Source organism: Paenibacillus sp. DP01 (assembly GCF_044784315.1).
Lineage (GTDB): Bacteria > Bacillota > Bacilli > Paenibacillales > Paenibacillaceae > Paenibacillus > Paenibacillus polymyxa.
The window spans coordinates 5,645,838-5,658,426 of sequence record NZ_CP173059.1; the positions used below are offsets into that span (position 1 = coordinate 5,645,838).

Here is a 12,589-nt window from a genome sequence, read left to right on the forward strand (position 1 = left end):
TTCCCTTGAGATTATACAGAATGGGAGCGGTTTGTAGATATGACATTGGTAACGGTGAGCTTACTTTACCGGAGTAAGAAATTCTTTATCTATATACTTATAAGTCTCAAATAAACCTTGAGAGCCATAAGGCACATCTAATTCATGTCCATTTAAAGTAATATAGGATTGCCCTGTTACAGCTAACTCCTGATGAAAGGGATCTATCTTTTTAATGTTTTCTACATTTGTAAATGAAAAAACCCATATCTCAGCATTCGTAGCTAAGTCACCCGCTGCAATGACTAATTCGTTGGTTCCATCATGATCAAAATCGTAAACGCTCGCTTGAAACCTATAGCCTGCTTTCAATTCACCAAACTCGTCAAAGGCTTCCGATTCTCCAGTTGAAGACAAGTCGAGTGGCCAACCTGTAGACTCGGAAGGGAATACCACCAATGTTTTCACTCCGTTAGGATGATCCATCCCTAATACGAGTTCAGCCTTAGTTGCCCCCATTTGAAGGGGTAACTCCACATCAGGTTGGCCTGACGTCCAATCTGCATGAACTAACGAATTTCCCTCTTCTGAACGTATTATAGCTTTTTCTTTAGATACGACCACTTTCATAGATTGGCCTGCATCAGTTGCATCTTCCTTCTTCTCTTCAGAATTTATCGGTTGCTCGGAGGACATATTTTTGGAGATTGAGGCTTTTGAAAATGAATCCGTATTCTTCTCTTGATGGGTTCCACATGCTGTCACAATCAGCAATAAAAACAAAAACATTATAGACGATGTTTTTCTCATAAATTTCAAAACCCGTTCCTTCCTCATTTGTTCTTATATTCCATAAACAATGGTGCTATGTAATTTCCATAGATAATAATAACATATATTGAATAGTGCTCTTGAATCCGACACATCTCCTACAATTGTGATCAATATGTGAACTGGGCATAGTTCTCCTTTCCAAATCCATACTGAATATATCTGTTGGTAATGGAGGCGGAAGATCGTGGACAAAAGGATGAATCTGCTTATGTTCAGCGGCGATTATGATAAAGCTATGGCTGGACTGATTTTGGCCAATACAGCTCGGGAGCTGGATGTCGAGGTTACGATGTTTTTTGCATTCTGGGGATTATCATTGGTTCGTGATCCCGATAAAATGACGCTTGAGGACAAGACCATTTACGAGAAACTTATGGATCTGGTGACTCCCAAGGGGCCTGAAGCTTTACCGCTATCCCATATGAATTTTAGCGGTCTGGGCAAGCTGATGCTGACGGAAATGCTGGAAGACAATGAGGCACCGAAGCTGATCCATTTCCTGAAAGGAGCCCGGAAGAAAAACGTCAAATTTTATGCCTGCAAGCTATCGGTGGATATTATGGGTTTTAAACCGGAAGAATTCATCCCTGAACTGGAAATTATCGAGGCAAAAACGTATCTAAAAGATGCGCTTGAGTCGGATATGCAGCTTTTTATCTAATATATCCTCATGCCTTATCCTGCTATTGGATGAGGCTTTTTATTTTGACTAAATGATGACATTCGCCTATTTTTTTTAACCTATTCCAGCCTCCCTACGTACCCTAAGAAGATAGAACGACTTGGGAGGCGCCGTATGCTCATGGCTCGAATCGGAAGTAGTAACTGTAGGTATCAGCCTTCTAACGAGGCTTATTTCCAAAAGTATCGCGAAAATACAATCGGTTATCACCAGACCTTTGAATCTCCATATGGGCTTAAAAAGCTGATTTATGCGGATTGGGCAGCCAGCGGTCGTTTGTATGGCCCCATCGAGTCGAAAATAGTTCATGAATTAGGTCCATTTGTGGCGAACACGCATACGGAGTCTAATTTGACAGGTACTCTAATGACCCAAGCCTATGAAAAAGCAAAACAAATCATTAAGAACCACGTTCATGCCAATGAACATGATATCATTCTATTCGCCGGGTCCGGGATGACAGGTGCGGTGAATAAACTTCAGCGACTATTAGGATTGAAAATACATGAAAAATTAAAGCACCTCTACCCCATCGCTGAAAAAGACCGTCCCGTTATTTTTGTTACACACATGGAGCATCATTCCAACCATATTTCCTGGGCAGAAACCATTGGAGACGTTGTGTGTCTTCCTCCAGGTCCTGGAGGAATGGTCGATCCAGCTCATCTCGAACGACTGCTGCTTCAATTTCAGCATCGCCCGATCAAGATTGGCGCTTTCACCGCCTGCTCCAATGTTACAGGGTTTGAAGTGCCGATTCACCAGTTATCCCGCAAAATGCATGAACATGGCGGCGTATGTTTCGTTGATTTTTCGGCAAGCGCACCTTATGCGGAGATCGACATGCACCCTACAGATCCCCTTGAGAAACTGGACGGAATTGTATTTTCCCCTCACAAATTCCTTGGTGGCCCCGGTACAAGCGGCGTTCTCATTATGGATTCGCGGCTGTGCCTCCATTGTGCTCCCGATCAACCCGGGGGCGGTACGGTGAGTTGGACCAATCCTTGGGGTGGATACGAGTATAAGGATAGTATTGAAGCACGCGAGGATGGAGGGACCCCTCCTTTTCTACAGGCTGTTCGAACCGCGCACTGTATTCAGCTGAAGGAACAAATGGGATACAGCCGCATGTTGGAGCGTAAAAAGGAGCTGACCTCATTATTGCTAAAAGGCTTGGGCACCATACCAGGTCTGCATATTTTGGGAGGAAGCAGCCAAGATCGGCTGGGAATCGTTTCTTTCGTTGTCGGTCATATTCACTATAACCTGATTGTAAAACTACTAAATGATCGATTTGGCATTCAGGTCCGAGGCGGCTGTTCATGTGCAGGCCCCTATGGACATTATTTGCTGGGCATCGACCAGCAAGCATCTAAGCAAATGACAGACCTGATTCATGAGGGAGACTTATCTCGAAAGCCGGGCTGGGTGCGTCTGTCGCTTCATCCCATGATGACCAATCAGGAAGTCTCCTATATTGTCTCTTCCATACGGGCTATCGTGGAAAACATCATAACCTGGCAAAAAGATTATACCTATCAACCGGAATCAAACGAATGGCGATCTATGAATGAACATCACAAAATAGACATCAGCAAATGGTTCAACTTTAGCAATTAAAAGACTCTTGTCCGTTTCCTTCTTTCAAAATACTCATAAGCTACACTGTAAGATTACTATATGAGGAAAGAAGGGGCGACAATGGGTGTCAATTTTCGCAACAGCACCAATGCGGCTATCTTTCTAGTTTTTTCCTATCCGGACTTCAGCTGTACTCCTGTTAACTACTCTAAAGCAGGCTGGTTTCGTGTGAACCCCGGTCAAACGATTCAAGTATGGAGCGGCTTCGCCGGAGGTAATACGTTTTTCTATTATGCCGAGGATGACTTTGGACGTACATGGCGAGGTTCATACTTCACTCAAGTTCCTGAAAATGCCTTCGATTGGTGCTGGGATACAGGCTGTACCACTTGTAGAAACGTGGGACTGCGGAGAATTGCGGTTAGCCCGTTCGTCTTGAACTATAACTATCGACTTTATAACAAGCAGCAGTCAAAGAAAACCTGCATCAACCACACTCCGCATGACGCTGCCTTCCAAAGCAACTCAAGAGAAACCTATCTTGCGCAGAGTTCCTGCAAAACCTAAGAGACTAAAACAAGGAAAGCCTCTCCTGCAAAGACGCATCACGCATAAAAAACGGACCAAATAAACAATGATCTGATCGGCCCCACCTGTACAGATTATTTAGAACCAAAAAGGAGCGACCTCCTCACATGGTCTGCTCCTTTATCTTTCTCGATACTGAGGTCAATCCGCCTATTTGTTCTCGGATTCCCACTTGGATATCTCTTCACGCACCCGTGGCGCTACCTCTGTTCCCAATAATTCAATAGCTCTCATGACATCATCATGCGGCATCGTGCCGACGGGCACATGCAATAGAAACCGTGTAATGCCTACCTGTTTACGGAGGTGAATGATTTTCTTGGCTACCGTATCAGGATCGCCCACATATAATGCTCCTTCAAAGCTGCGCGCGGCATCGAAGCTGGAACGAGTATAAGGACCCCAACCACGTTCACGCCCAAGCACATTCATGCTCTGCTGAGTGGAAGGGAAAAACTTATCCGCTGCAAGCTCGGTAGTCTCCGCGATAAAACCATGCGAGTGGGATGCAACTGGAAGCAGCGATGCATCATGACCTGCATGTTTAGCTGCCTTTTTGTACAACTCCACCAATGGTGCAAACTGCATAGGGCTGCCTCCAATAATGGCAAGCACCAACGGCAATCCAAGCAAGCCCGCACGAACCACTGATTCCTGATTGCCTCCACTCCCAATCCATACAGGCAAAGGATTTTGCACCGGACGCGGGTACACACCCAAATTGTTGATTGCGGGCCGATGTCCACCTTTCCAGGTCACTTTTTCGGATTCACGTATTTTCAATAACAGCTCCAGCTTTTCATCAAACAACTCATCGTAGTTATCCAGGTCATATCCAAACAATGGGAACGATTCGATAAAAGAACCTCGGCCTGCCATAATCTCAGCTCGTCCATTCGAAATACCGTCCAGCGTAGCAAAGTCCTGAAACACACGCACCGGATCATCCGATGAAAGCACCGTAACCGCACTGGTTAGGCGAATTCGTTGGGTTTGTGCCGCAGCAGCAGCCAGTATAACAGCCGGAGCAGATGCTGCATAATCTTTACGATGATGCTCTCCCACGCCGTACACATCCAGTCCTACCTGATCAGCAAGTACAATTTCCTCGACCACTTCACGTATCCGTTGTGCGTGACTGATGACCTCACCGGTTTGGGGATCCGGTGTTGTTTCTACAAACGTGCTTATACCTATCTCCACTTATGCTACCCCCTATTGTATGTTTCACTTTTATTCGGCTGCTTCCAAAGTAAATCATTTTAAAAACCGATATCTTTATATTGAACCTTTTTCACATCTTTTTCAAGCTCTCCTTTTCTAAGTCTGAAAATCAGGCGAGAGAAGTGCCGAGATCTACGCAGGAAAAGCAGTCTCTTTGTCGAATTTATGGTATGGAATAAATAAGATTTCCATCCCCACACCATGAAAACAACAAGGAGGCACATACATTATGGCTTTTGTCATTAATAATTTAAAGGATAACAGCAATGTTGCCATCACTGACCAATTAGGTGGATTTACGGTACTGGAATACATAACAGATTTGAGTTGCACCTCGGTTGCAGCTGCAAAAGACAATTACTATATGAGCAAAAGTAACATGCGCCGCAAGCAGCTCATGATCGAAATCAATAATAGTGAGATTATGATGAGGGCAGGTGCCATGCAATATACTGTAGGCAGCATGGAAATGACTACCGGTGTAAAAGGCGTCGGAGGCTTAATGCGAAACTTGGTATCCGGTGCTGTAACGGGGACAGGTGCTATTAAACCGCATTATAAAGGCACGGGGACCATTATGCTGGAGCCTACCTACCAATATATTTGGCTCATTGATGTGGATAATGATGACATTGCCATCGAAGACGGATTGTTTTTAGCTTGCGACACCACGCTGGACATATCCGTCGTTGCACGCAGTAATCTTTCTTCTGCTGCACTGGGCGGAGAAGGGTTATTTAATTTAAGCGCCCGTGGAAAAGGAGTGCTGGCACTTCAAGCGCCGATCCCTTCTGATGAAGCGGTCGTTATAGAATTGCAAAATGATGTGCTCAAGGTGGATGGCAACTTTGCCCTTATGTGGTCCAACACCCTACAGTTCACCGTCGAAAAATCGGGAAAAACCAAAATGGGCTCGGCCGCTTCCGGCGAAGGGCTGGTTAATGTATACAGGGGAACCGGAACTGTATGGCTAGCACCACTATGACATCTATGTGGGCATGAGCATTGGAAGCCCAATCATGCCAAATGCTAGTAAAAAAGGAGAAGCCTCGGCTTCTCCTTTTTTTAATCCTCATGGAACTGAATAGTTCCTCTGCTGTACACTTTAATTCTTTTTGACAAACTCCGATTTTAGCTTCATTGCTCCAAAACCATCGATTTTGCAATCAATATCGTGATCGCCTTCCACCAAACGGATGTTTTTTACTTTGGTGCCGATTTTCAAGACGGAAGAGCTTCCCTTCACTTTAAGGTCTTTAATGACCGTTACAGAGTCACCATCCTTTAGAATGTTACCATTCGCATCTTTGACGACTTTTACATCTTCACTGCTTACGGATTCTGACTCGGCAGACCACTCATGAGCGCATTCCGGGCAAATGAACAGACTGCGGTCCTCATAGGTGTACTCTGAATTACACTCAGGACAGTTTGGCAAATTAGACATGGTATTATGTACTCCATTCATATATTATTTCTATTCCAAGCCTACCTTGGAGTTCCCTACAAGTATATTGGATAATCAGTCGCGGTTCCACTTATGAATGTAACTAAACAGATGCTAACCTTCCTAGGTAGCATCCGTTTTTGACAGTACGGTTATTATGCTTGAATTTGCTTGACTAGTTCACTAATCCCTTGGTTAAGCGGTGTAAGGGAACGATTCAACAGCTTCTCTAAGTCGTTGCTTGCGACATCCAAGGCTCCTTCGCGAATCGCCTGTTGAATGCCTACCACAATAGGGATGGCACCTTCCGGTACTCCCGCACCGAGCATAATCTCGGCATACGCAGCATCGTCCACCTGCTGTACAGGAACGTCCTTACCCAGGACCTCAGCAAGTATAGTCGCAAACTCTTCTTGGGTTATCGGCTTACCGGAGAGCTCGTATATGGTATTCTCATGCCCTTCGCCAGACAACACGGCTGCAGCCGCTTCCGCGTAATCAGCACGGGTTGCCCAACCTACTTTACCGGACCCTGCCGAGGTTAACCATGGAGCTCCCGCGAGTACGGATTGGATCGTGCCTGCTTCATTCTCAAGATACCAATTATTACGCAAGAAGGAATAAGGAATACCCGACTCACGTATGAACTCCTCCGTAATACGATGTACAGGTGCAAGGAATAGAGTGCTGTCAGCGGCATTGGCCGCACTGGTATACGCGATGAAGCCTACTCCCGCACGCACAGCAGCATCAACAGCCGCTTTATGCTGACGAATTCTAGTGTCATTATCCCCGTCTGCGGATATAATCAACAATCGATCTACACCAGCAAATGCCTGATCCAGCGTTTCTGGCTTGTCAAAATCGCCATGACGAACGTCAACGCCACGATTACGTAACCCCTCTGCTTTTTCCGGATTTCTTACGCTAACAATAAGGTCTTTTGCCGGGACGGATGCAAGCAATGTATCTACCACAATGGCCCCCAGCTGCCCCGTTGCTCCTGTTAATGCGATTTTCATACGAAATCCTCCATTCATATTTTTATTTACTTTTATATAGTAACTAAAAATATTATACATGTCTAATTTAGAGTCTAAAGGTATGCTTTACGGGTAAGGGTTGGTAACCCTGGTAACCCAGACCTTCCACAAAGAGAGGAATATGTGTATGAAGAAAGCTATGGTCATTGTAAATCCCTCTTCCGGCAAAGAGGAGTCCCTCCAACATGTCAGAAACGTAGAAGAAATTCTACGTGAGCAAGGATACGCTGTTACAGTCGAAGAGACGGCACGAGAACTTGATGCCACCCGTTTTTGCGTCACTGCTTGTCAGGAAACTTATGATCTAGTCGTTTCCCTCGGTGGAGATGGCACGCTCCACGAAACCATTAATGGTTTCATGGATCAAGACCATCGTCCAAAACTGGGGGTCATCCCTCTTGGGACGGTCAATGATTTTGCCCGTGCCTTACAAATTCCGCTAAGTCCCGAACTGGCGATCCGTACACTCACTTCTGCTCGCGTGAAAGCCGTAGATATGGGCCTCTTAAACGGTCGAGTGTTTGCAAATGTTGTTGCCACTGGCTCGCTTGCCGAATCGCTATCCGCTGTGTCGTCAGACGATAAATCCATGTTTGGCACATTTGCCTACATTAAAGAAGGTATGAAAGAACTGATCAACCATCCTGCCCATCCGCTAATCGTTCGCTATGATGACAAGACTTGGGAAGGCGAATCCCCACTCTTTCTTGCTGCTTTAACCAACTCAGTTGGCGGATTTGAGAAACTGGTGCCCGGGGCAGCAGTTGATGATGGCCTGCTTCACTGCTTTATTTTCAAAAACCTCAATATATTGAATACGGTGACAGCCAGTATATCCTTATTTTTAGGCAACTTGAAGGATCATAAAGACGTCGTTTACTTTACCGCAAAGCATGTAAGTGTCAGCTCCGCAGAATCGGTCAGTACGAATGTAGATGGTGAGGAAGGACCGTCTTTGCCTATTGAGGTTCGTATTCTACCGCGTCATATCGAGGTGATTGTGCCTGAGGAGTCTGAGTAATACGGTGCTTATCCTCAGGCTTGAGGCTCATACTCGCTCAATTTTCCTTCGTAGATCAAATGGAATCGGTCACTTTGCCGAAAATCGTCTGGTGTGATAAGGGCAGGCAACTTGTTCCATATTTTTATGCCGGATCGCTGTAAAATTTCCGCGACGAATTGCGAACAAAAATAAGAATTACTGAACTCGACTGGTTCTTTGAGTGCAACGCCAATCAAGCCCAGTAAGTTATACATATATTTTTGTCGGCTTCGGATAAAAACGTGTAGAACTCTCTTCATTTTTTCGACTTCGCGATTGGTTACTTGAAGCTCGTAGATAACACATGTTGTATTCGGAAATCTGCTGTATGTACCTGTTTTAATATCCTCTTTCACGAAACCACCATCCAGAGGGTTACTGGGGGTCTTTCTCCCGAAGCTGTATAACTCCGAAAGTTCTCGGTCGAAGGAAATGGAGGCGTGATTGTATGGCGCTCTTGTATAGCTTTTAATAACTCTCGTAAGAAACGTTCCCGTATTCGTAAGCAAGATAAAAACGGACTGATCAGCTACCATTTACGAAATTTCCCCTTATCAAGTTTGAATTATTCCTTCATAATAACATAGGACCCCCTTCATGGAATCCTATTTTGCTATAAGTTGGTGAGTCGCAATGGACAGCTCGTTATTCACGTTAACCCTCATTTGTATAGCCTTATTAATCATCCATCTGATTTATATAGTGGTAGCCAAAACACAGCCAAACAAAGACTATGCAGCTATTGGGCTTCGCATTAAGACCTGGTGGGGCATGTTCTTTATCTTTTGCCTGGCAACACTTTTCAATCCGATCGTTTCACTGCTTTCCTTGATGGTGCTTACTTTCTTTGCGTTAAAAGAATACTTCTCCATGATTAGATCTAGAAAAGCTGACCGCAGGTTATTTTTATGGGCATACTTGGCGATTCCTGTACAGTTTTATTGGATTTATATCGGGTGGTATGGAATGTTTATTGTCTTTATCCCTATCTATGTATTCTTGCTGCTGCCGCTCCCTCGATTGATCAATAAAGGAACCGTTGGTTTCTTGCGCAGTGTCAGCTCGACTCAATGGGGACTCATGCTGATGGTTTTTGGACTGAGTCACCTGGCATATTTTCAGTTTGCTACGCCGCAATACGGAGCGAAACTTGTACTTTTTCTAGTGGTACTGACACAACTCAATGATGTCGCACATTATCTGGCATCGCTCTATTTCGGCAAGCGGAAAATCGTCCCGACATCCAATCCCAATATCACTTGGGAAGGCTTTGCATTCGCTTTTCCCGTAACCATAGCGGCTTCCTATCTAATCCATCCGTACCTGACGCCGTTTGATCTGAAATTTGGGATTATTTTCGGCATGTTGATTAGCTTGAGCGGTTTCTTCGGGAGCTTAACGGTTTCCGTGCTGAAGCGAGATTTATTAATCGGTGATGATGATAAGTTCGATGCTTTGAAAAAAAGCTACTTAAGCCGGGTGGATAGCTTGACCTACACCTCGCCCGTCTTTTTTCACGTAATTCGTTATTTTTTCGACTTTATGTAGCAATTGTCTCCCTGCACTCCGCTTCTCACCGTTTTCATTTTAGTGAGCCGGGGTAAGTACTACTGTACCGCAAGCAGTCCTTATCCTAGAAAACAATCTTGAGGAGGCGTTAGAAATGGCAGAGCACAATCATGTTGTAAATAAGGAAGGCGAAGTGGCACTGAACAAAGTAGATGACGCGTTAAATCGGATAGACGACAGCAAAAAGGATGACATTTTGGGCAGCTTTGATTCATTCAAAAGTTATTTGAGCGACAAAATTGAAATGGCTCAAAAAATCGGCTTGAATGAAGAAGTGATGGCAAAAGCAGCTGAGAAGATCGCAGGCTATCTGGCAGCCAAGGAAGAACCGCGCAATAGCGAGGAGAAGCTTCTTCAGGAATTGTGGAAGGTAGGGGACAAAGAGCAGCAGCACGCGCTTGCTCATATGCTCGTACGCGTGGCTCAATCCTCGTAGAAATATTTAATTGATGAAGAATAATATTTTACTATAAAAGAGCAGTCTATCCTTAAATGAGGATAGACTGCTTTTGCGTTTACTATCGTTGCAGCGCGTTCCGTTAGGGATTACAATATGTTCTGCTTAGCGTATGGAATTAATGTACCTGGGACAACAATTCATATGCATCTTCCTTGGTAGTAACCGCCAGAAGTGCTTCTCTGAAATGATCGTCCATCAGCTTACGAGACAGCATTTGCAGCACCTTCAGATGTGCATTGTCCTTGCTATTACGCGGAACAGCAATCATGAAGATTAGTTTCGCTTCACTGCCGTCCAAGCTTTTCCAGTCCACTCCGCTCCGCTTCAATCCAAAGACCACGCTTGGCTTCAGTACAGCTTCCGATTTACCGTGAGGGATGGCAATATTCATTCCAATGCCTGTGGAGCTTTCCTTCTCTCGGTCCAATATGGCCTGTTTAAAACCACTGGCAGAACTTACGGCTCCATTTCTCTCAAGTGTTCCGATCATTTCATCAATCACGGCATCCTGTGTCGTTCCTTCCAGATCCAGATCAATCAGATCCATCGTTACAATATCTGTCAACTTCTCAATGTGAATGGCTTGCGAAGATACCTCGGGCTCGTTATATGCAATCGCTGAAGCTGATGACTCGGCGGCAGTCGTAGTCATCGTAGATTGTTCCGTTACTGCGGCAGAATTTCCAGATGTCTCTTCTCCAGCAACAGCCGGATTTGCAGTTGCAATATCCCTTTTCAGCAGACTCACCAGGATGACCGACACAGCTGCGCCGACAATAACGGCAATGAAGAACATCAATACATTGTCCACTGCACCAAGAATGGCTACAATCGGTCCACCATGAGCTACCTTATCTCCTACATTTCCCAACATCGCAATGACTGAACCGACCATAGATCCTGCCATGATACTAGGAATAACACGCAATGGATCTTGTGCAGCGAAGGGAATCGCTCCTTCAGTAATACCGAATAATCCCATCGTGAATGTCGCTTTCCCAGCTTCGCGTTCTGCTGGTGCAAATTTACGCTTGTTGATCATTGCTGCAAGTCCCATTCCAATCGGTGGAATACAAATCGCAACGGCGATCGGTCCCATAATTTCGTAATTTCCTTCACCAATCATGGCCGAGCCGAATAAAAATGCTACTTTATTGACTGGACCACCCATATCGAAGGAGATCATAGCACCTAAAATCAGTGCCAATAAAATTGAACTTGTACCTTGCATACCTGCAAGCCAACCCGTTAAAGCTTCAAACAATTGTGCGACTGGAGAACCGATGATAAAGACAAAGATTAATCCTACAATTAAAGATGACAACACAGGGATAATAATAATAGGCATGATCGGCTGTAACGCTCGCCCAACCTTCATTTTCCGAATACCCAGTGCAACATAACCCGCCAGGAAACCAGCGATAATTCCGCCGATAAATCCGGCTCCCGCCTCACTTCCATAAAAACTGCCGTTCGCAGCAATGAATCCGCCAACCATACCCGGTGCAAGCCCCGGTCTATCCGCAATACTCATCGCGATGAATCCAGCGAGGATGGGTATCATAAAGGTAAACGAAGCCGAACCGATATCCTGAACCGTCTTCCAAAATGAACCGTCCGGTATAACCAGACCGCCTGGTGTCTTCTCACCACCAATCGTCAATGCAATGGCAATGAGCAATCCCCCAATGACGATAAAGGGCACCATATAGGATACACCATTCATCAAGTGGCGGTAGATAGGATTTTGCTTCGGTTTATTCTCCTGTGAGCTAGCTTCGGAGGCACGTGACTCTGCCTGGTACACAGGCACATTCCCCTTCATCACCCGCTGGATCAATTCTTCCGGACGGCGAATCCCATCTTGTACTCCAACGACCAGCAATTTCTTGCCGACGAAGCGGTCTTTGACCACCGTCTTATCCGCTGCAATAATAATGCCATCCGCTTCACGGATCTCCTGCTCCGTTAGTTGATTTTCTACTCCAATGGAGCCTTGTGTCTCGACCTTCATCTCGATACCCAGCTTGGCTGCTGCCTTTTGCAGATTCTCAGCTGCCATATACGTATGTGCAATTCCGTTAGGACATGAGGTAATCGCTAATATCTTCATAGTCATTCCCCTTCTCTCTGATGT

The 12,589-nt window shown here is 45.2% G+C and carries 13 protein-coding genes; 7 read left to right on the forward strand and 6 right to left on the reverse strand.

From position 1 onward, the window contains the following. Positions 1 to 60 precede the first annotated feature (60 nt). Entirely contained in the window at positions 61 to 798 is a 738-nt protein-coding gene (locus ACH59B_RS24935) for a hypothetical protein (protein WP_123797832.1), read from the reverse strand. A 199-nt stretch (positions 799 to 997) separates the two neighbouring features. Between ACH59B_RS24935 and ACH59B_RS24940 the strand changes: the two genes are divergently transcribed. The 3 genes from ACH59B_RS24940 to ACH59B_RS24950 all read left to right on the forward strand — a co-directional run bounded on the left by ACH59B_RS24940 (position 998) and on the right by ACH59B_RS24950 (position 3,646). Further along, a complete protein-coding gene (locus ACH59B_RS24940; RefSeq protein ID WP_016822540.1) occupies positions 998 to 1,474 on the forward strand; it encodes a DsrE/DsrF/DrsH-like family protein in 477 nt (158 codons plus the stop codon). A 135-nt stretch (positions 1,475 to 1,609) separates the two neighbouring features. Further along, positions 1,610 to 3,118, forward strand: a complete 1,509-nt coding sequence (locus ACH59B_RS24945; RefSeq protein WP_153794189.1) for an aminotransferase class V-fold PLP-dependent enzyme — start codon at positions 1,610 to 1,612, stop codon at positions 3,116 to 3,118. Between the two features lie 81 nt (positions 3,119 to 3,199). Then, complete coding sequence (locus ACH59B_RS24950) at positions 3,200 to 3,646, forward strand: DUF1036 domain-containing protein (protein ID WP_404302968.1); 447 nt, start codon at positions 3,200 to 3,202, stop codon at positions 3,644 to 3,646. Between the two features lie 171 nt (positions 3,647 to 3,817). On the opposite strand, the gene ACH59B_RS24955 is transcribed toward ACH59B_RS24950, so the two are convergent. Continuing rightward, positions 3,818 to 4,870 (reverse strand): LLM class flavin-dependent oxidoreductase, encoded by a 1,053-nt coding sequence (locus ACH59B_RS24955; protein ID WP_404302970.1) that lies wholly within the window; start codon positions 4,868 to 4,870, stop codon positions 3,818 to 3,820. 250 nt (positions 4,871 to 5,120) lie between these two features. Between ACH59B_RS24955 and ACH59B_RS24960 the strand changes: the two genes are divergently transcribed. After that, on the forward strand, positions 5,121 to 5,876 hold the full coding sequence (locus ACH59B_RS24960; protein ID WP_016822536.1) for an AIM24 family protein: 756 nt from the start codon (positions 5,121 to 5,123) through the stop codon (positions 5,874 to 5,876). Positions 5,877 to 5,996: 120 nt separating this feature from the next. On the opposite strand, the gene ACH59B_RS24965 is transcribed toward ACH59B_RS24960, so the two are convergent. Together ACH59B_RS24965 and ACH59B_RS24970 are read right to left on the reverse strand one after the other, a co-directional pair. Continuing rightward, the gene (locus ACH59B_RS24965) at positions 5,997 to 6,338 is read right to left on the reverse strand and encodes a zinc ribbon domain-containing protein YjdM (RefSeq protein ID WP_019689024.1); all 342 of its coding nucleotides are present in this window, start codon (positions 6,336 to 6,338) and stop codon (positions 5,997 to 5,999) included. Positions 6,339 to 6,493: 155 nt separating this feature from the next. Next, a complete protein-coding gene (locus ACH59B_RS24970; protein ID WP_404302973.1) occupies positions 6,494 to 7,360 on the reverse strand; it encodes an SDR family oxidoreductase in 867 nt (288 codons plus the stop codon). A 148-nt stretch (positions 7,361 to 7,508) separates the two neighbouring features. Between ACH59B_RS24970 and ACH59B_RS24975 the strand changes: the two genes are divergently transcribed. Then, positions 7,509 to 8,402, forward strand: coding sequence for a diacylglycerol/lipid kinase family protein (locus ACH59B_RS24975; protein WP_404302975.1), 894 nt, complete (start codon positions 7,509 to 7,511; stop codon positions 8,400 to 8,402). 14 nt (positions 8,403 to 8,416) lie between these two features. Here ACH59B_RS24975 and ACH59B_RS24980 read toward each other — a convergent pair whose 3' ends face one another. Continuing rightward, positions 8,417 to 8,959 (reverse strand): hypothetical protein, encoded by a 543-nt coding sequence (locus tag ACH59B_RS24980; protein ID WP_016822532.1) that lies wholly within the window; start codon positions 8,957 to 8,959, stop codon positions 8,417 to 8,419. A gap of 97 nt (positions 8,960 to 9,056) precedes the next feature. On the opposite strand from ACH59B_RS24980, the gene ACH59B_RS24985 reads away from it, so the two are divergent. Both ACH59B_RS24985 and ACH59B_RS24990 read left to right on the forward strand, forming a co-directional pair. Then, a complete protein-coding gene (locus ACH59B_RS24985) occupies positions 9,057 to 9,971 on the forward strand; it encodes a phosphatidate cytidylyltransferase (protein ID WP_242211444.1) in 915 nt (304 codons plus the stop codon). Positions 9,972 to 10,086: 115 nt separating this feature from the next. Next, positions 10,087 to 10,428: a DUF3243 domain-containing protein gene (locus ACH59B_RS24990; protein ID WP_013373818.1), complete on the forward strand. Its 342-nt coding sequence runs from the start codon at positions 10,087 to 10,089 to the stop codon at positions 10,426 to 10,428. Between the two features lie 139 nt (positions 10,429 to 10,567). Here ACH59B_RS24990 and ACH59B_RS24995 read toward each other — a convergent pair whose 3' ends face one another. Beyond that, entirely contained in the window at positions 10,568 to 12,565 is a 1,998-nt protein-coding gene (locus ACH59B_RS24995) for a fructose-specific PTS transporter subunit EIIC (RefSeq protein ID WP_404302978.1), read from the reverse strand. Between the last annotated feature and the right edge of the window lie 24 nt (positions 12,566 to 12,589).